The sequence below is a fragment of the Ruegeria sp. HKCCA5839 genome (genome assembly GCF_013035585.1).
GTDB lineage: Bacteria > Pseudomonadota > Alphaproteobacteria > Rhodobacterales > Rhodobacteraceae > Ruegeria.
On sequence record NZ_WQIE01000007.1, the window covers coordinates 203,910 to 223,837 of the forward strand.

The window sequence follows — 19,928 nt, forward strand, 5'->3', positions numbered from 1 at the left end:
GCTAAGATCCAATTGTAACATTACAATTTGTATGAGACACCCCTTGGGAGCAAAAGCACAACCCAAAAAGTGAAGAAGGTGCGATTTGAATTGAACACTCAACGTCAGCTTTCTTATGCACTTCCGGCATTGATGCACGGTGCAGAAAATTGAACTTAGGGCTCAATGCAGTCATTCGGTGTGCAATGTATGAAAGACCGCTCTGCGGACAAAGCTGCCGATTGAATTTATTCAAAGCGAGTTCAGCGCGGATTGCTTACTGAGTCTTGCCTGTGCGCCGTCGCAAAAAACGTCCGCACTGTCGATTTGTGGCCTTCGCAAGGGCATTCATCCATCTTCCACAAAAGAACAGCCTTACAAGGACGGCAGGAACAAAGCCAGGTTTGGGAAAATGATCAGTAGAACGACCAGCAGGATTGAGCAGAAAATAAACGGGAATGCGGACGTGTAGATTTCGCGCATCGTTGTGCCGGGCGGTGCGACACCTTTCATCACAAACAGCAGCAACCCAAATGGTGGTGTGGTGAAGCTGATCTCGAGCGAGAGCAACATGATCAGACCGAACCAGATCGGATCAAACCCGAGTGTCTGCGCCAGTGGAAAGAAGATTGGCACGGTCAGCAACATGATCGAAATCTGTTCCATGAACATGCCAAGTAACAACAAGACAGCGAACATCACCGTCAGCATGGCCAATGGAGCAAGTTCAAACGCGATGGCCCAATTCACCAGTCCTCGCGATGCTCCGGAAAATGCCAAAAGCTGGCTGAACGTGGCCGAGCCGAAGACGATCAAATAGGCCATCAGCGTGACCTTGAGAGCGCCGATGACCGACTTTTTGATCGCCTCCCACGAAAGGCAGCGAAAAATCGCGGCCAGGATCAATACGCCCAATGCGCCAAACGCTGCTGCCTCGGATGGGGTGACAAAGCCACGGATCATCAAGACAATAATCACGACCATGACACCAACCATCGGCACGACCTCAGTCATGAGCAGTTTCAGGCGGTACGCCAACGACATAGGCTCGACGTCGTACGCAGGAGCCGCCTCGGGATCCAACCGAGTTTGGAGCCAGATCGTACCGATGTAGAACAAGGCGAGTATCAGACCGGGAATGACTCCGGCTATCAACAAGGCTGCGACGTCTATCTGTGCCAGCGTGGCCAGAAGAACCGCCAGCGCCGAGGGCGGGATGATGATCGCCAAACCGCCGGTTCCCAAAATTGGTCCAATGCTCATACATGATTTGTATCCGCGGCGGTTCATTTCGGGCACCATGAGCGATCCTAAAAGCGCGGTTGAGCCCATCGACGACCCTGACAAGGTTGAAAACGCGGTGCCGCCCAGAACCGTCACATAACTCAGCCGCCCCGGCAGACGGCCAAGCAGCTTGTCTATTGCACTGAACATGCGCCCACCTAACCCCGTGTGGAAGAAAATCTCGCCCATCAACAGGAATAGCGGGATTGGCATCAGCGCGTATTTGGTTAATGCGCCCAACCCGTTGTTAAGGAGTTGCGTGACGCCTCGCTCACCCCCCATAAAAATCCAGGCGCCCAGAATATTGGCTGCGAGAAAAGCCAGGGCCACGGGCATTCCGATGGCCATCAGGAACACAATTGATCCAAGCAGCAGGGCAAGCGCTTCGTACCACTCCATTATTCGTGTATCCCTGCTTCTCCGCTGTGCATCAGCTCGGGTCCGAAGACAAAGCGCGAAAACTCGATCACCATCATTCCAAACGATAGCGGAAAGGCGATAGTCAGCATCCATCGGGGGAAATAGTAAGCACGGGTGTCATAGTCCCCGCGCTCGATATTCGTCAGGACCAGATCAGCCCCTTGCCAGGCGAGGATCAGGCAGACCAGCACGCAGGCACCTGCCACCGTTCGGCTGACAATCCGGCGCAAACCAACTGGCAGCGCAGCCGTCACCAATTCGATGTGGACGTGGCCCTTTTCCCGAACCAGCCAGGGCGCACCCAGCATGGTCATGTACAAAAGCCCATATTCGGCAGATGTAAATAGCCATGCAAAGGGTTGCAGCCCGGCATTTCGCATCAGAACTGACGTGATGACGGACAGCATTAGCCAAACCAGCAAAAGGCCAGCGATGATGGCCATGCCAAACAGCACTCCGTCATAGATCCTTTTCATCATCCCGCTTGCTCTGCCCCGAAAAGTGATAGGCCCGCCAGTATGGAACGGGCCTGTCTGTGGTCTTAGTTAGCAGCGTCGAGATTGTAGAACAGCTCGATCAGGCGATCATAATTGTCGGTGCCACCGGGTTGTTCAGCCATCAGGCCTTTCATACGTTCCCATGTCTTTTCTCGGGCCGCCGCAAGGTAATTTGCCTTTGCCTCACCTTCCAGGCTGACAACCGTCATGCCTGCAGCGTCAAGGGCCGCAAAGTCTTCGTCGCGTTTGCTGCGCAGGGCTTCGACACTGTCTTTTTCGTGTTGTATTGCAACGTCTTGCAGGATCGTGCGCGCCTCTTCAGAAAGCGAATTCCACCGGTCTAGGTTCACGATGACGCCGAGATCGGTTGAAAAGAAGCATGGCTCAATGCGGTAGTTCAGGAACTCGTTCCATTTCAGGTCGATCAGGCCAATCTGGGTCCAGCCTGTCGCATCAACAACACCACGTTGTAGGGCCGAATATACTTCGCCCGTGGGCAGGTCGATCACTTGCGCACCAAGATAGTTGGTGAAGAAAGCGTTATAGACGTTGTTGCCGCGCAATTTCAGCCCTTCGACTTCCAGATTACCGTCAGCATCGAAACTGGGCTCGTTGCGTGTCCAAAGGTTGTAGCAAACGCCACTGTCGAACCAGCCGAGGTATTTCAGGCCCATTTTGTCTTGGTGAATCTGATCGATCAGTTCCGTTCCGCCATTTTCGCGGGTTTCAATTGCGGTCAGATTCGACGCGACCATCGCGTCTTTCTCGGGCAGCGCACCACCGTAGAACGAGCCCGGAGTGTAAACCATGTCAACGATCCCATCGCGCACCGCATCGGGCTGCTGAAACATGCCAATGGCTTCCGGTCCGCCGCGTACGTCTATCTGAATGACCCCTTTGCCCGCTTCGTTAACCTTGCCGACAAAGTCCAGAAAGCTTTGAGTATAGATCAGCGTTTCGGGAAAGGCGTGAACCGCCGAGATCGTTTCTTCGGCTTTGGCCGTTCCGGCGACGATCACGGCCCCTGCCAAAAGGCCAGCCAATGCGTTCATCTTCATAGTTATTCCTCCACGTGTTTCAGGGGCATTTTCCTGGTTTCCCCTAATTTCAGGTCTCTTGACCCGTATTGCGTCGTCTTTGCGCGACTTGTCCTATTCCGGTTTGTTCGGCCAGGCCCAAGGGGCGGCCTTGTTGCGGTTATCCCTATGAGCATTGATCGCCTGCGTATGTTGCTGGGTCAGATCGATGTCGTCCCAGCCGTTGATCAGCTTCACACGCCATCCTTCGTCCAGCTCAAAGGTCGCTGTTATGTCCCCGAGGGTCAGGCGGTTCTCGGTCAGATCAATCGACGCAAGGTATGGGGCATCTTTCAGCGCCTGCTGCAGTTGCGCCACCTTCTCAGCGTCGACACGAGCGGGCAGTAGGCCGTTGTTGATGGCGTTGTTGGCGAAGATGTCGCCGAAACTGGGTGCGATGACCGCGCGAATGCCTGCGTCGACCAGCGCATAAACTGCTGCCTCGCGCGACGAGCCGCTGCCAAAGTTATGCCCGGCGACCAGAATGCTGATCCCCTCGTGGCGGTTCAGCGGAAAATCCGCAGAAAGCTGTTCATTGTGGTCGCGCCGCATGTCGTGCAGCAGATAGCAGCCATACCCCTCACTACGCGGGACTGACATGAAACGCGCCGGGATCAGCTGGTCCGTGTCGATATTATCGAACGCCAGTGCCAGGGCCTGCCCCTGTTGAGTGCTCCACCCCGCCATCACGCCGCCCTGCCCTGCAAAAGCGGCCTTACGTCCGTAATTGTACCCGTTACGGCCGCTGCGGCGACCATCGCCGGGGACATCAAATGCGTTCGCGCGCCGCGCCCCTGACGTCCGCGGAAATTGCGGTTGGTTGAGGATGCGCAGCGCTTGCCCTCGGCCACAACGTCGCCATTCATGCCAACGCACATAGAGCAACCTGACGCGGCCCACTCTAACCCGGCATCTTGGAATATCCTGTCCAACCCTTCGGCTTCGGCCTGCGCCTTTACCCGCGCTGAACCGGGCGCGACAAGCCCCGGCACACGCGCCTGGCGCCCAGACAACACCAAAGCGGCCTCGCGAAGATCTTCAATCCGCCCATTCGTGCAGGAGCCGATAAACACCTGATCCACCGTGATACCGTCCAAAGGCTGCCCCGGCCTCAACGCCATGTACTCCAAAGCTTCTTGTGCTGAATTTGACTTTGCTGGATCAGTGGCGTCTGGACTGGGGATGTTGGCTGTTATGGGCAGGGCCTGTTCCGGGCTGGTGCCCCACGTCACGGTTGGTGCGATGTCAGCTGCGCTCAGCTTAACCTCGTGTTCGAAAACGGCCCCCTCGTCCGTGATCAGGCCCCGCCACGCCTGTTGCGCTCTTTGCAGATCTGCGCACGAAGGCGCGTATTCGCGTCCTTCAAGATAGGCAAACGTGACCTCATCCGGCGCAACCATGCCAAACCGCGCCCCGCCTTCGATTGAGAGGTTGCACAGTGTCATGCGCCCCTCCATCGACAGATTCCGAATTGTCTGTCCTGCATACTCAATCGCGTGGCCCTGCGCACCGCCGCTGCCCAATTGCGCTATCCAGTTCAGGGCGATGTCCTTGGCAGTGACGCCAAATCCCAAGCGACCTTCGACGCTTATTCGCATGGCCTTGGGTTTTCGCTGCCAGACCGTCTGCGTCGCCAACACATGCGCAACCTCTGTAGCCCCGATCCCGAAAGCCAATGCGCCAAATGCCCCGTGAGTGGATGTGTGGCTGTCCCCGCAATTGATAAGCAGCCCGGGCAATGTCAGACCCAACTCGGGCCCGATTACGTGAACGATGCCTTGCGACGGGTCGCTGAGATCGAAAAGTCTGATGTTGTGGTCCGACGCGTTGTTCCGCAAGGTTTCGATCATCCGGGCGATCTTTGGATCGGCAATCCGGTCTCGGTTTCTTGTGGGCGCGTAATGATCTGCAACCGCAAAGGTGAGAGCAGGTTCAGCCACGGATAAGCCGCGCTCTGCCAGCTTGGCAAAGGCATGATGCGACCCTTCATGCACTAAGTGGCGGTCAACCCAAAGCAGCGACACACCATCCTCGCGCCTCAGAACCTCGTGCGAGGCCCAGAGTTTGTCGAGCATGGTGCGCGGTGCGCTCATTTCCCGGTCTCCTCGCTGCGTCCGATCGCGGGCTCCCAATGCCGGGATGAACCGGTTCCCACACGCGCCAAAGGCATCTCGAGCCGAAACATGTCAGAACGATAGAGGCCAGAAAGATACTCGACCCCATTTCCTTCGACATCGCGAACGATGCGCTTAAGCGATAGCAGAGCTGAGCCGACAGCAACGCCCAATGCCTCAGCCACGTCAGGCCCCGCCAACGTTGCGGAAACGGTCTGATGCGCCTGCTCAATCTGCACGCCACTGCGTTCCAGAAGTTTGAACAGCGGTGTCGTGGCGAGGTCGCTTTCCGAGTAGTTCTGCGCAATCACAGCCGGCACATAGGTCGTCAGATGCGAAAACGGGACGTCATCAGTCAGACGCACCCGCGTTGCGATCTGCACCTGATGGTCGCTCGGAAGCCCCATGGCCTTCGCCACCACCTCTGGAGCTTTGCCGTAAGAAAAGGACAATAGCCGCGCGGTTGTGCTCTGCCCCATTTCGACCAGCTGCGGCATGAGCGTATTGAAATCCATCGCTGCGGGTGCACCGAGGGTGGACTGGCCTGAAACCCGGGTACCACTACCCGCCTGACGCTCGATCAGGCCATTGCGTGAAAGCGCGTCCAGCGCCCGTCGTATTGTCACTCGCGATACACTGAATTTCTTGGCCAGCCGCTGCTCACCGGGCAGGGTTTCCCCCGCCGAAAGCCGTCCTTCGGTGATTTGATCGTGCAGATGCAGGTAGACGCGTTGCGCCTTGGTCCCGTCCGGTAGATTGACCGCGTTGATCCTGTTCACCCGTTGATTCCCCCTTCACAGCACCTTCAATCGTAAAACCGGAACTTGGAAAATCAAGCTTTAGTATTATTGCTTCTCGAAAAATAGTCTTACAATTATTTATCAACCTGTATTACAGATAATACAATAATCGGAGGAGCTTTTGCATGCCGATCGTCGAATTGCATGTGATCGAGGGCTATAGCGCGAAAGAAAAACAACGACTTGGCGTGGCGCTGACCAATGCTGTGCGATTCGTAGTGCCTGCTGCGACAGAGCTTGTGACCGTCGTGATCCACGATATTTCAGACCAGAACTACTATCGCGGCGGCAAGAGCAGACATCCTGCTCGGGCCAAACAAGACCCCGAGCACATCGTGCGCGCCTTCCTGGCCGAAACGAGTGATCGCGCGTTTGAAAGCGCCCGGAAAAGGCTCAGCTCGGACTTCGTGATGCAGTTTCCCGGAACCGCGCCCATGCGAGATCTTGAGGACCTCAGGAGTTGGGCGGCAAACCGGTATCGCCGTATCGCGAAAACCTACGAGGGGTTCGACGCAATGCAAAGCGATGGCGACGCTGCGATCGTTTACTGCCGGGGAACGTTGTCCGGTGAATGGACCGATGGTTCAGCATTCGAAGGCATTCGCTTCATTGACCGGTTCGAGATTCAGAACGATCTGATCACACGTCAGGATGTCTGGAATGACATTGCAGAAACAAGGGCGCAGGCATGAGCGAGATTGACCCAATTACCCTTTCTGTACTTGCAGGCCGCATGGAACAGATCGCCGACGAAATGGACGCAACCCTATTTCGAGCGGCCTTTAATCCGATCATTGCCGAGGCGCATGACGCCAGCCATGGTCTGTATTCTGCAACAACGGGCGACACTCTTGTTCAGGGTAAGTCCGGGCTGCCGATCTTCGTGGGTGTGATGTCTTTTGCCGTGAAAGCGGTGATTGAAAAGGCCGCGGCTGACGGGGATCTGGAAGACGGCGACATCTATATCTTCAACGATGCACATATCGGCGGAACACATTTGTCTGATATGCGTTTGGTGCGTCCCTATTTCCGTGATGGCAAGTTGTTCTGCTATCTCGCGTCGGTTGGGCACTGGCATGACGTAGGCGGTGCGGTGCCGGGAAACTACAACCCCGCTGCGACCGAAGTTTTCCAGGAAGCCTTTGTTCTGCCGCCGGTAAAACTGGCGCGCAAAGGAGAGGTTAGCCAGGACATTATTGACATTCTGCTGCGTAATACCCGCCTACCTCAATCAGCGACGGGGGATTTGAACGGACAACTGGGTGCACTGGATCTTGGGGTCCGTAGGATGGACGAGTTACTGGACGAATATGATGCCGAAACAGTCTCAGCCGCTCTTGAGGCGCTCAGCGATCGGGCCGAGGTGCTTATGCGATCTGAGCTGCAGGACTTGCCGGACGGTCGGTGGGAAGCCGAAGACTTCCTGGACAATGACGGTATCACAGACGATCCGCTTCGCATCAAACTGGCTCTTGAGATCAAACGCGATCAAATGGTGCTTGATTTCACGGGTTCGTCTCCGCAATGCGCCGGGCCTGTGAACATCGCCCTCCCCACGACCGTTGCAACCGCCTATGTGGCTGTTAAACACGTTTTTCCGGCGCTGCCTGCCAACGCCGGCGTGATGCGTCCCATCGAAGTTATCGTGCCCGAAGACAGTCTATTGGCGGCAGAGTTCCCTGCCCCGACAGGTGGATACACAGAAACCATTCTGCGAATGATCGATGTTGTATTCTCTGCCTTCGCCAACGCCGCACCGGATCGGGTTGTCGCCAACGCTTATGGGACAATCAATGCGCTTTCTATCGCCGGAAAACGCTCAAACGGACAGCCATGGGTGATGTTCAGCTTTTATGGTGGGGGGCACGGCGGCTCGGTCGAGAGCGACGGGCTGAACCACGGTAACGCTCCGATCTCGACGGCGACGATCCCGCCGATGGAAATTCTTGAAGCCGCCTATCCGGTCATGTTCCGCCAGTGGGCTCTGCGCCCCGACAGCGCAGGTACAGGTGCGCATCGCGGGGGGCTTGGGGCTGTCTATGAAATTGAAGTTCTGGAGGAAAACGGCGCTCAGGCGTTTCTGTTCGGCGAACGCGGCAAGTTCGCGCCGAAAGGTATCGCCGACGGTGGAGACGGGGCCATGAATATCTTCACGTATGAACAAGACGATGGGTGGAAGGCACCGCCACTGGTTTCAAAAATGAGAGGGATCGAATTGAAACAAGGACAAGCGGTTCGCCTTCAAACACCCGGCGGTGGCGGCTATGGCGCTGCGGGCCACCGCGCTCCTGCAGCGATCGCCAAAGATGTGGCTCGGGGTCTTGTGAGTGCAGAACAGGCGGATCAGGTCTACGGCACCACATGGCGGGAGGTTGCGCCATGACCGGACGTATGATCGGCGTGGATGTGGGGGGCACGTTCACGGATGTTTTTGTTCTGAACGAAGCAGACGGGAGCGCAACCGTCGCCAAGGTTCCAACCACACGCCCGGATCAATCAGGTGGTTTCCTGGACGGGATCGGGCGCGAGGTCGACGATCTGTCCGAGATCTCAGTAGTGGTACACGGCACCACGGCGGGCACAAATGCTCTGCTGGAACGCAAAGGGGCCAAGACAGGTGTGATCTGTACTGCAGGTCTGCGGGACGTCTTGGAGATGCGCCGAAGGGACCGGCCGCGCACTTGGGGATTGCGCGGCGATTTCGAACCCGTTGTGGATCGCCGCGACCGTCTGGAGGTGCCGGAACGTACACTGGCGGATGGCACCATTCGCACACCTGTCGATCTGGTTGCCGTGCGCAAAGCGGCGGAGCAATTGCAAGAGCAAGGATGCGAAGCCATCGCAATCCTGTTCGCCAATGCCTATGCCAACCCTGAAAACGAAGCCGCCGCTGTCGCCGCCGTACGCGAGATTTGGCCGAACCCGCATGTGTCAGCCTCGTCAGAAATCCTACCGGAAATTCGTGAATTCGAACGGTTCTCTACCACGGCGCTGAATGCCTATCTGCAACCCGAAGTCTCAGGCTATCTTACCCGCCTGGAAAACGCTCTGCAATCCGGCGGGTTCGATGGCGAGTTCATGATCGTGCAATCCAATGGCGGGGTCATGTGGGTCAACACCGCGTCCCGCCTTCCGGTGCGTACGGCACTGTCGGGTCCGGCGGCGGGTGTGATTGCTGCAGGCTACATTGCACACTCTGCTGGCTTCGACAATGTGATCACGGGGGATATGGGTGGCACCAGTTTTGATGTCTCGCTGATATCACAGGGGCAGACGATGTTGTCAGCCCAGACCTCCATCGATTTTGGGATGGTTGTGCGCAGCCCGATGATCGAAATAACAACAATCGGAGCAGGCGGAGGGTCAATCGCCTGGGTTGATAAGGGTGGATTGTTAAATATCGGCCCTGAAAGCGCTGGATCAAATCCCGGTCCTGTTGCCTACGGTCTGGGAAATGATCGCCCGACGGTGACAGATGCCAATGTCGTGTTGGGTCGCATCGATCCGGACAACCCAATCGGTGGCAAACTGGAAAGGTTGGATGTGGAGGCCGCTGGCAAAGCAATCGACATCCACGTCGGCGAACCGCTCGGTTTGTCCAGGCTTGAGGCCGCCGAGGCTATCCTGCGCGTCGCCAATTCCCGTATGGCCGGAGCGATCCGTCTTGTAAGCATCGAGCGCGGCTTTGACCCCAAACGTTTTGCCTTTATGCCGTTCGGCGGTGGCGGAGCTTTGCACGCAGGAGCTATGCTGGCCGAAGTGGGGATCGCCCGCGCAATCGTTCCGCGTTATCCGGGTGTCACCTCGGCACTAGGTTGTGTGATCGCCGACATGCGGCAAGATTTTGTACAGACGATCAACACACTGGTCACGCAGTTGAACAAAGCTGCTTTGGGCGCGTTCATGCAAGAGCACGTGGACCAGGGTATGGCGCTGCTTGACGCATCGCGGACCACCTTCGACAAGCGTGAGATCTCATTCGAGCTGGACATGGCCTATGTCGGTCAAACGCATACCGTGCCGGTGGCGCTGACTGTTACGATGACAGATGGCAAGGTTACACCACCCAGCAAAGCCGAAATCGAAGAGGCCTTCGATACGGCCTATCAAGCCACCTATGGAAGACTGCTGAAAAACGGCGTGCGGCGCATATTGAATCTGCGTAGTGCTGTAACGGGCAAGCGACCGAAATTCGATCTTTCTTCACTTGCTCCGGCAACAGAAGGCAGTGCCACGCCCTCGTCGACGCGGAAAGTTCACTTCGGAGATGCCTGGCATGACACAGCCATCTATGATCGCTTGTCGCTTCCGGTTGGCACGTTAGTAAAAGGTCCAGCCATTCTGACCCAACCGGACACAACCGTCCTGATCGAACCGGATTTTCAAGGGCGCGTGGACTCCTTTGGCAACACGACTATCGAACCACGGGAGGACGACTGAATGAGCGAACCAGAAACCTGGAATCCGCGCCAGACAGCGCTGCTGACCATCGATCTTCAGAACGACTTTATTCATCCTGACGGAGCTTATGGCCGGGCTGGCCAGTCGGCGCAAGAAATCGCGGCCCTTCCCGCACGCATCGCGCCCTTAGCGCGAAAGTTGCAAGCCGCGGGCGGACGCTATTTTTCGGCGCAGTTCACACTTGTACCCGACCAGGACGGTGAGCCATTGATTGCGCCACACCTGAAGAAATTGCGTCCGTTCCTGACCAAGGGCGACTTCGCGCCGGGCGGGTTTGGTCACAGATTGGTCGATACGTTGCAACCCTGCGATTTCGTCATCGAAAAGGTTACCTACTCTGCCTTCTATCAGACTCGGCTGGAATATCTGATGCGCGCTTTGGGTATCGAGAACCTGATCGTTGGGGGCATCGTGACCAATGGCGGCGTTGCCTCAACTCTGCGCGATGCGCATTTGCGGGATATCGACACCGTTATGCTGACAGACGGATGTGCCGCCTTTCGGCAAGAGGTTCATGACGCAACACTCCTCTCACTGGGCACCGTCACGCATCAGCGAAGTTGCGATCAAATATTGAACTGGTTGGAGGGAGTCAAATGAGCCTTAAATCCCGACTGGCAAAGAAAGAAATTCTGGTTGCACCGGGCGTGTATGACGGTTTGACGGCTTCGCTGGCTGAAAAAGCTGGCTTCGAGGCGCTATATCTGAGCGGCGCGGCTGTTGCCTACACGCGACTTGGCCGTCCCGATATCGGGCTATCCACGGCGTCTGAGATGGCGGACACGATGACGCTGATTGCCGATCGGGTCTCGTTACCCGTTATCATCGACGCCGATACCGGCTTTGGAAACGCATTGAACGCTCAGCGTACCATGCGACTATATGAGCGAGCCGGTGCGTCCGCACTGCAAGTCGAAGATCAAACCTTTCCGAAGCGCTGCGGTCATCTGTCGGACAAATCCCTTATCCCGAAGCAGGAAATGGCTGGAAAGATAGCAGCGATGGCCGACGCGCGCGCCAGAAGTGACATGCTAATCATTGCCCGCACGGACGCCATCGCCGTTGAGGGTTTCAGCGCAGCTATCGAGCGCGCAGAAACATATCTTGAAGCTGGTGCGGATGTACTCTTCCTCGAAGCTCCGCAAAGCCGCGAACAGCTGACGTCCATCGCTGACCAGTTTGCCCCACGCGTTCCCCTGTTGGCGAACATGGTCGAAGGCGGCGCGACCCCGATACTTGGTGCTAACGATCTAGAGGCTCAGGGTTATTCCATCGTCATTTTCCCCGGCGGGATCGTCCGGGCTTTGGCCAAAACCGCTCAGGCCTATTATCAGAGCCTGGCAGAGAATGGCTCGAACAAGCCCTTCGCACAGAACATGTTCGACTTCGGCGGTCTGAACGAAGTCATCGGAACCGCCGAGATGCTCGATGCCGGGGCCCGCTATGATGACGCCAAAGGTTGAGAGTGTTGCACCCGATCGGTTTGATCTGAAGACCGGTACCCTGATCATCGGCGCAGGGGCTTGCGGTCTGGTCGCGGCCCTGTCGGCGTCCGAGGCGGGACAGGACGTGCTGGTGATCGAAGCCGATCCGGTTCCAAGCGGTTCAACCGCGTTGTCCGCCGGGTTGATCCCTGCTTCTGGCACAAAAGTTCAACAAGCCGCGGGGATCATGGACGATGCGGTACTCTTTGCCAGCGACATTCAGTCGAAGGCCCACAGCGAAAACGATCAAGCGCTGGTCGATTTGTTGACCAGCAATGCCGCGGAAGTAATCGACTGGCTGTCTGAACGCCACGCCCTGCCCTTCTCGGTTGTCGCGGATTTTGACTACCCCGGTCACTCGCGCCGTCGGATGCACGGGCTGCCGACACGCTCGGGACAAGAGTTGATCGACGCGCTTCGCAACGCCTGCGAGCGAGAAGGTTTGGACATCATCTGCAATCGCCGCGCGACAACGCTCTATCGGGATCAGGGCCAGATTTCAGGTGTTGCCGTAACAGGCCCGGACGCAACAGTGGAAACCATTGCCTGCGACCGGCTTATCCTTGCCTGCAACGGTTTTGGTGGCAACCCCGCCCTCGTTTCCGAGCATATGCCGCAAATCGAAGATGCATTGTGGTTCGGGCATAGCGGTAACCGAGGCGAGGCTGTTCTGTGGGCAGAGGGGCTGGGTGCCGGGCTGCAAAACCTGGGGGCATACCAAGGCCATGGTAATGTCGCGCACCCAAATGGAATCCTGATAACCTGGGCGGTGATTACCGAAGGCGGCATACAGGTGAACCGCGACGGTCATCGTTTCTGGGACGAGTCACAAGGCTATTCTGAGGCCGCCCGCGCGGTGCTGGCGCAGCCCGACGGAGAAGCCTTCGCCATCTTTGACGGCCGCATTGCTGCCGTTGCGCGCCAGTTCGAGGATTTCAAGCGCGCGGAGGAGACAGGTGCGATCCGATCCGCTGATACAATCGAACACCTATCGAAGGCGCTAGGCCTACCATCTTTGGCTTTGGAGCAAACAATACGAGAAATCCCCATTGGCGGCACGGATCAATTCGGCCGGTCTTTCAAACCGCCACCTTTGGCGCCACCTTACATGGGCGTCCGCGTCACAGGGGCCCTATTCCACACCCAAGGCGGTTTGCGCGTTGATTCCTCTGCGCGCGTCCTCAAAGAGGACGGTTCCGCATTCACCAATCTTTATGCAGGCGGCGGCGCGGCTGTTGGTGTGTCGGGCAAAGGGGACAGCGGGTATCTTTCCGGAAATGGCTTGCTGAGTGCCGTTGTGTTGGGTCGCATAGCTGGGTTGAGTGCGTGATGCCAAATTTGTGCATTCTAACTATCGGAACCGGTGGTGTCGTTCTGTCTGGGAGCTAAACGTTCGAAGGCGGTTTGATGGTGTTCGGAAGAATAGGTTGGTCTGAAGGCAATGACATGGTTGCAGAACGCGAAGCAACTGCCAGCCTTGCTCGGCGGTCGAGTTTTCACGAAGACTTGCACACAGTGTCCGCGACTTGGGCGGAACCCGCCGCCGATGGATCAGAAGGCCGGACGACGTAAGATGCGTTCTACCCACTGTGTATATCTGATCACCCAACTTTGACCGTTGACGTTTAGTGACTTTAGAACCCCGGCTCCCAAGCATATCATGCGCTTGTGTTTGGTGTAAGATTGCGGCTCAATCTGTGTCGACCGAAACGCCAAAAAAACCCAATCGAATTCCCCATCTAGGCTGCTTCTCGCTAACTCAAAGGTAATGCGGGAAGGTCACCTTTGGGCTCAAAGCAGCCGTTCGCTGCGGTCGGTAGCCAAGACACTCTTCTCAAAGTATACGCCCATCATCATCCAGCACATCAAAAGAACGCGGTTCTCGCTGCTTCGGCAGGGGGACGGAAACTGTGAGAACGCACACTAACAATCGAAAAAGATCAAAAGTTATGAGAACAAAACATGGGAAAAACAAGAATATTACAAAAACAAAGCGGCTAAATCTGTCTTCGGGAGGCAGGGGCCGGAGGTTCGAATCCTCTCGCTCCGACCAAAGATCTAAACGTCGACAAATGCTTAGAATATTCTCGCCACATCGAGCACTTGTCGCTTTCAATTTGGGTGACCTCGGTTATCGAGAGTATTGAAAATCCTAAGCGCGATAAGTTCAGAAGATATTTTACGACACCAGAGCTCAAAATCCAGCTAGGCGTTCGGCCAGCCAAAATGTGGCGATGCATCCGATTGGGTAGCCAAGAAACCGTCGCCATGTGCCTTGCACCAGCGACCAGCCCCAAATCGTCTGGACGATCTTCTGCAACGTCAAAAACACACTCAAAACGGCAAAAATAAAGGTAAGTTGTCCCGCCTCGACACCGAGATTGAAGGCCAACAGAGCGGCCGGGATATCTTGCTCTGGCAAGCCGATCTCGTTCAGCGCGCCGGCAAACCCCAATCCGTGCAGTAGACCAAAACCAAAAGATATCACCCAGGGGAATCGGCTGGTGAGCGTCTTCTGCCTATTGTTCGAACGCAGCACCTCGGTTGCCAGAAAGACAATCGAAAGCGCAATGACCGCCTCAACCGGAGGACCGGGTACGTTCAACACACCAAAGGTCGCAAGGCCCAGTGTGATCGAATGAGCGAGGGTGAAGGCTGTCACGGCCCAGATCAATTGGCGCAGGTTTCGGATCAGCACAAGCAGAGCAAATACAAACAGGAGGTGATCCCAACCCTCCAGAATATGTTCGAACCCTAACACTCCATATTGCCACAGCGTCTGCAGCAAGCCCTGTTGCGCGGGCAGCGTTACGGCAGGTGCGTCCGGGGTCAGACGAAACGTGGCTGTCGTCTGGGCGCCAAGATATCCGACCCTGAACAAAACATCTGTTCTTTGCTCGTCGAGGCCGTCGATCAGAATGGTATTGCCCCGCAGATCCTCGGCGCAGGTTATCCGCCATGCCTGAGTCCAGGCGCGTCCGTCAAAAACCGGCGCGTCGAGGGTCGGTGATTGACAGTTTCCCGGAAGCTTGACGTGAATGTCCATCGGTGCGCCTCGGACATCGGGCTTGCGCCAGAAAACGTACCAATCTGCCTCGGTCTCTTGCGATATCTCGAGATAGCCGGGCTCCAATGCGTGCGCATTTCCCGTCACCGGGAACAAAAGCGCCGATAGCATCGTTATGAGTACCAGAAGGTGTCTCATTGGTCATCCGAGTGCGAGTCGACGGCTTGAGGTTCCCGTATCGTATATGCTGATCTTAGGGTGTCGAGGTATGTTTGCGTGGCAAGCTCGGCCTGACCGGCTTGCCATTCGGCCAGAACTTTGGCACGCACATCATCCAATGAGGGCAGTACCGCTTCGGAACGCGCGCCCAATCTCACCAAATGGTACCCGAAGGATGATCGAACCGGGCCACTCCATTGCTCAAGAGGCAGCGTGTCCAGCTGATCGAAAAAGCCGTTTCCGAAACTTCCGTCGATCGCTGTTCTGACACTCAGACCAAAATCAGACGGAAGAAGGGACGCTTGACCAAGCTGACTGTGATCAGCTCCGCTCTTCAACTCGTCCAGGATTTGCTCAACATAATCCTCGCTGGGGTTTTGGCCCAAATGGACGAGGCTGGCAGCGACTTGAACCGGGATCGTAAAGCGTTCGGAATTCTCAGAAAGATACGTTGTGAGAGCTTCATCCGTGGGCCGCAATGCCCGCGCCTCTGAGACCAGCAAGAAATTCATCTTCTGCACCAGCCGATTGCGGATGATCTCGTCATTGCCATCCAACCCCAGCGCCAGTGCCTCGCGGTAAAGAATTTCGCGGTTTAGCCAATCTTCTTTGAGGTTGTACAATTCCTCTTCGCTCGGAGGACGACGCCAAGTTTCTTCGAATTGAAGCGCAAGCAAGTCGAGCTGGCGCTGATCCAGCACAATCACACGCGACTCGGGATCTACGGTCCACTCGTCCGTTTGAACAAGATTGAACCAAAAGAAAATCAGAACACCAAGAACCGCAAATTGAAAAAAGGGTTCGGTTAAAACGCGTCGCATCGTACTTTTTTGCAAGGGAACACTCATGCAATATCTATCCAGTTTCGCGGCCTGCCCTTTGGGACAGTCAACTTAACATCTATGCGAACCCTGCCTATTACCAAAATAGAGTTGTCGAAAAAGTTGTGTTCATGGGACACAACCGATTGCCTTGCTGGCCCGCCACCGCTGACCCACGATGAGGCTTTAGGCCAAGCGGCCGAGGTCTTGGATCACTGGTAAATCCAGTATGAACGCCTTTGACCTGGGGCAAAAAGAGGCACCTCGCACCGATCTGTGTTTGCGGCGGGCCGAGAGACATAAGGTCTGCCCGACCCGGCCCTGAGGTGGCGAATACCCGACAGTGGTCAGGTATTGGTGTCAGTGTGCGCCATCCCACCGGAAATCTCTTCGGTAGCTTCGGGACCCAAGGGGTTTGGCAGGATCAGGTTCAAGACAATGGCGATAAGCGCGGCAGGCAGCAATCCGGATGTCACCAGAATACGCGGGGTGTCCGGCAGATGCTGTACCGCCCCGGGTTCCAACTGCAATCCCAAGCCAACCGAAAGAGCGATGGCAAAGATCACCATGTTGCGCTTGTTCCAATCGACATCCGACAGCATCGACACACCGGCGGCGACCACCATTCCGAACATGACGATGACACCACCGCCCAATACCTCGATCGGAACAGTTCGGATCACCGCACCGACCTTGGGGACCAAACCGCAGAGGATCAGAAACAGCGCCCCAATCGTCACAACATGACGGCTCATCACTCCGGTCATCGCAATAAGTCCAACGTTCTGGCTGAAGGATGTGTTGGGCATACCCCCAAAGATACCCGCAATGGCGCTACCGACCCCATCTGCATAGGTTGCACCGGTGATTTCCTGTTCGGTGGCTTCCCGCCCGGCCCCACCGCGCGTAATCCCGGACACATCACCGACGGTTTCGACCGCCGAGACAAATGCCATCAGACAAAACCCGATGATGGCGGCTGCTGAGAACTCGAACCCGTATTTGAAAGGTTGAGGCAGCGCGAATGCGGCTGCGTTGTTCCACGAACCGGAGATCGCGCCAAATGACAGCATTCCTGTTGCCAGGGCAAAGACATAGCCCGCAAGAATGCCGATCAGGACCGCAGAAACCGATAGCATCCCGTGGGTGTAGAACTTTAGCCCGAGCGTGACAAAAATCACGACCAATGCGGCAGCCCAATTGTGCAGGCTTCCATAGTCCTGAGTGCCGATCGCGGGCACGCCACCCGCCGCATATTGGATGCCCACCTTAACCAAGGCCAAACCGATCATCGTGACCACAAGCCCAGTGACCAAAGGGGGCAAAGCAAACCGGATCTTGCCAATAACGGTGCCAAGCGCTGCATGAAAAAGTCCACCAATCAGGACCCCACCAAACAGCGCCGCAAGACCATCCACGCCTTTGCCCGCAACAAGCGGGATCATGATGGGAATAAAGGCAAAGCTAGTGCCTTGCACGATGGGCAAGCGCGCACCAACGGGCCCAACTCCGATCGATTGGAAAAGCGTTGCGATGCCCGCGAACAACATGGACATCTGAATCATGTAGAGCAGTTCCGGAAAATCCGGTGAGTTCGACCCGAACCCAAAACCTGCGGCCCCGGCAACAATAATCGCAGGTGTGACATTCGACACGAACATCGCGAGGACATGTTGTATTCCCAGAGGAACTGCCTTGACCAATGGCGGTGTATAGTTCGGGTCGCGAAGTTGCTCGGCCGAGCCGATCGAGTCCATGTTCATATCAGTGTCCCGTGTTTTCTCTTTTGATATCATACTGAGATCTAAACGGCGCGCGCACAAGCCTGTGGCAGCGCGACAGCAAAATCATCCGAACCTGCCGCATTCCACAGCGAGGGACACGTCAGATGCTCAAGATTTGGCGTTCTTTAGAAAGCCCGTCGGGGCACCAGCGGCAGGGGTCACTTGATAACGATGCGGGCTACAAAGCCAATGATCGTTTGCGCCGATGGCTGCAATCAGAATGAGATTGAAATCACTGGGACATTTCAGGTGATGCCAGTTTCAACCCGCCGATCTGGACCAGGTGATCGACAATCGCGTCGACGCCTTTTCGCTGACGCAGTGATGTAAACACAAAGGGGCGTCCGTTTCGCATGCGGGTTGCGTCGCGCTCCATCACCTCAAGTGAAGCGCCGACATAGGGCGCAAGATCGGTCTTATTGATGATCAGCACGTCCGATTTGGTGATTGCCGGACCACCCTTGCGCGGGATTTCTTCGCCTGCAGCAACGTCGATCACGTAAAGCGTCACATCCGCCAGCTCCGGGCTGAAGGTGGCCGACAGATTGTCTCCGCCGCTTTCGATCAGCACCAGATCAAGATCGGGATGACGCGTGCGCATCTCGGCAACGGCGGCCAGATTGATCGAGGCATCTTCGCGGATCGCCGTATGAGGGCAGCCGCCCGTCTCGACCCCGATGATCCGATCTTGCGGCAGGATTTGCAGCCGCATCAGGGCTTCGGCATCTTCCTGCGTGTAGATGTCATTGGTGATCACGCCCAGCGAACAGCGGTCGCGCAATGCCTCGGACAGGGCTGCGGTCAGTGTTGTTTTGCCTGCGCCCACCGGGCCACCGATACCAACGCGCAGGGGGCCGTTCATCGTGCTCATGTGCGGAAGATCCTTGAATATTGGGTTTCATGCTGCATCGACGCAATATCGGACAAAAACCCGGTCGATGCCAGATCTTCCAACCCGGCCTGTTGCGCCGCTTGGGCGATACGCGAACAAAGCGGTGTCAGGTCTCGGATAATCCTTTGCGCATCTGTCTGACCCAAGGGCACCAACCGTGTCGCACAGGCGACAAGGTTCGACAGGAACGCTTGCAGGAACATCTGGGTTGTAAGAGGTAACGGCAGGGCCTGTAGCCGCGCCGCGCGCCCTACGGCAACCGGATAGCTTAGCCCGCTCAGATCCGCGCCCCAGACATCCGAAGTAATCTCACCAAAGGCCTGACCCAGAAGATCGGTTTCTTTCAACCGCTCGGAGGAGGCACAAAAAGCCCGCGCCGCCGCATCGGTGGCCGCCAGTTGTTCAGGATCATCGGCCTTATACCCCGCCACCAGAAACACCGCATCATTCCAGCCGGAGCCGAACTCCAGCACATCCGCGATCCAGGCCTGGGTGTCAGTCGCAGTATTGATCCGACCTGCCTCGATCGCGGCCTCAAGCCCGTGCGAATAGGCAAATCCACCCACCGGATAGGCAGGCGAGAACCATTGGGTCAGTGTCAGGATATCGGCGTCAGTGGGAATGGCCATGGGTCCTGCCGTGGCCATAGGCACCGCCTTCGGGCGTGAAGGGTTCGTGCACTTCGCGCACTGTTGCGCCGATCTTCAACAGCATGTCGCGGATGACATGGTCGATCTGGATCAGCAAGCGACCCGGTTCGATCTGACATGGGGTGTGGCGATTGCCGATATGCCAAGCGATGCGGGTCAGATCCGGCGCGGTGACCTCCAGCAAAGCCTCGGGCGCCGCAAGGATTTCGACTTCCCGCCCATCGTCAAGGATCAGGGCACCGCCGTGGTCCAACGAGGTGGTTTGCGCCAGATCGATCAGGATCTGTTCACCGCTTTCGCAGGTCAGCACCTTGCGACGCAGAAACCTGTCCTCGTAGGTCAGCGACAGGTTATCAGCGGGATCGCCATGGGTATGGTTTGCATATTTACGCGCGGTGCAGAAGAGGGCGTTCATGAGCGCCCCCCATCTGCAATGGTTT

Annotated in this window: 18 protein-coding genes; 6 read left to right on the forward strand and 12 right to left on the reverse strand. The window is 56.6% G+C overall.

What is annotated here, in order from left to right:
* Positions 1-354 precede the first annotated feature (354 nt).
* From GOV38_RS18005 to GOV38_RS18030, 6 genes are all read right to left on the reverse strand, one after another.
* Positions 355-1,662 (reverse strand): TRAP transporter large permease subunit, encoded by a 1,308-nt coding sequence (locus GOV38_RS18005; protein WP_171208088.1) that lies wholly within the window; start codon positions 1,660-1,662, stop codon positions 355-357.
* Positions 1,662-2,162 carry a TRAP transporter small permease gene (locus GOV38_RS18010; RefSeq protein WP_170523474.1) on the reverse strand — a complete coding sequence of 167 codons (501 nt, stop codon included), beginning with the start codon at positions 2,160-2,162 and terminating at the stop codon, positions 1,662-1,664. The genes GOV38_RS18005 and GOV38_RS18010 overlap by 1 nt, the downstream gene beginning before the upstream one ends.
* Positions 2,163-2,224: 62 nt before the next feature.
* Positions 2,225-3,238 carry a TRAP transporter substrate-binding protein DctP gene (gene dctP, locus GOV38_RS18015; RefSeq protein ID WP_171208089.1) on the reverse strand — a complete coding sequence of 338 codons (1,014 nt, stop codon included), beginning with the start codon at positions 3,236-3,238 and terminating at the stop codon, positions 2,225-2,227.
* Positions 3,239-3,331: 93 nt separating this feature from the next.
* Entirely contained in the window at positions 3,332-3,943 is a 612-nt protein-coding gene (gene leuD / locus GOV38_RS18020; RefSeq protein WP_171208090.1) for a 3-isopropylmalate dehydratase small subunit, read from the reverse strand.
* A complete protein-coding gene (gene leuC, locus GOV38_RS18025; RefSeq protein ID WP_171213026.1) occupies positions 3,943-5,349 on the reverse strand; it encodes a 3-isopropylmalate dehydratase large subunit in 1,407 nt (468 codons plus the stop codon). Before leuC ends, leuD begins: the two co-directional genes overlap by 1 nt.
* Positions 5,346-6,149, reverse strand: coding sequence for a GntR family transcriptional regulator (locus tag GOV38_RS18030; protein ID WP_171208092.1), 804 nt, complete (start codon positions 6,147-6,149; stop codon positions 5,346-5,348). Before GOV38_RS18030 ends, leuC begins: the two co-directional genes overlap by 4 nt.
* Before the next feature lie 146 nt (positions 6,150-6,295).
* Here GOV38_RS18030 and GOV38_RS18035 point away from each other — a divergent pair, with 146 nt between their 5' ends.
* From GOV38_RS18035 to GOV38_RS18060, 6 genes are read left to right on the forward strand one after another with little or no spacing between them, the layout of a single operon-like run.
* A complete protein-coding gene (locus tag GOV38_RS18035; protein WP_171208093.1) occupies positions 6,296-6,862 on the forward strand; it encodes a tautomerase family protein in 567 nt (188 codons plus the stop codon).
* Positions 6,859-8,553: a hydantoinase B/oxoprolinase family protein gene (locus tag GOV38_RS18040; RefSeq protein ID WP_171208094.1), complete on the forward strand. Its 1,695-nt coding sequence runs from the start codon at positions 6,859-6,861 to the stop codon at positions 8,551-8,553. The genes GOV38_RS18035 and GOV38_RS18040 overlap by 4 nt, the downstream gene beginning before the upstream one ends.
* Positions 8,550-10,610, forward strand: coding sequence for a hydantoinase/oxoprolinase family protein (locus GOV38_RS18045; RefSeq protein WP_171208095.1), 2,061 nt, complete (start codon positions 8,550-8,552; stop codon positions 10,608-10,610). Before GOV38_RS18040 ends, GOV38_RS18045 begins: the two co-directional genes overlap by 4 nt.
* Complete coding sequence (locus tag GOV38_RS18050; protein ID WP_171208096.1) at positions 10,611-11,231, forward strand: cysteine hydrolase family protein; 621 nt, start codon at positions 10,611-10,613, stop codon at positions 11,229-11,231.
* On the forward strand, positions 11,228-12,094 hold the full coding sequence (locus GOV38_RS18055) for an oxaloacetate decarboxylase (protein ID WP_171208097.1): 867 nt from the start codon (positions 11,228-11,230) through the stop codon (positions 12,092-12,094). The genes GOV38_RS18050 and GOV38_RS18055 overlap by 4 nt, the downstream gene beginning before the upstream one ends.
* On the forward strand, positions 12,075-13,445 hold the full coding sequence (locus GOV38_RS18060) for an FAD-dependent oxidoreductase (RefSeq protein ID WP_217352103.1): 1,371 nt from the start codon (positions 12,075-12,077) through the stop codon (positions 13,443-13,445). Before GOV38_RS18055 ends, GOV38_RS18060 begins: the two co-directional genes overlap by 20 nt.
* An 864-nt stretch (positions 13,446-14,309) precedes the next feature.
* Here GOV38_RS18060 and GOV38_RS18065 read toward each other — a convergent pair.
* From GOV38_RS18065 to GOV38_RS18090, 6 genes are all read right to left on the reverse strand, one after another.
* A complete protein-coding gene (locus GOV38_RS18065) occupies positions 14,310-15,320 on the reverse strand; it encodes a HupE/UreJ family protein (protein ID WP_254430461.1) in 1,011 nt (336 codons plus the stop codon).
* The gene (locus GOV38_RS18070) at positions 15,317-16,162 is read right to left on the reverse strand and encodes a peptidyl-prolyl cis-trans isomerase (protein WP_171208098.1); all 846 of its coding nucleotides are present in this window, start codon (positions 16,160-16,162) and stop codon (positions 15,317-15,319) included. The genes GOV38_RS18065 and GOV38_RS18070 overlap by 4 nt, the downstream gene beginning before the upstream one ends.
* Before the next feature lie 347 nt (positions 16,163-16,509).
* Complete coding sequence (locus GOV38_RS18075; protein WP_171208099.1) at positions 16,510-17,925, reverse strand: uracil-xanthine permease family protein; 1,416 nt, start codon at positions 17,923-17,925, stop codon at positions 16,510-16,512.
* Positions 17,926-18,178: 253 nt separating this feature from the next.
* Positions 18,179-18,817, reverse strand: a complete 639-nt coding sequence (gene ureG / locus GOV38_RS18080) for an urease accessory protein UreG (protein WP_171208100.1) — start codon at positions 18,815-18,817, stop codon at positions 18,179-18,181.
* Positions 18,814-19,485, reverse strand: a complete 672-nt coding sequence (locus GOV38_RS18085; RefSeq protein WP_254430462.1) for an urease accessory protein UreF — start codon at positions 19,483-19,485, stop codon at positions 18,814-18,816. Before GOV38_RS18085 ends, ureG begins: the two co-directional genes overlap by 4 nt.
* Positions 19,451-19,903, reverse strand: a complete 453-nt coding sequence (locus GOV38_RS18090) for an urease accessory protein UreE (protein ID WP_171103098.1) — start codon at positions 19,901-19,903, stop codon at positions 19,451-19,453. The genes GOV38_RS18085 and GOV38_RS18090 overlap by 35 nt, the downstream gene beginning before the upstream one ends.
* Between the last annotated feature and the right edge of the window lie 25 nt (positions 19,904-19,928).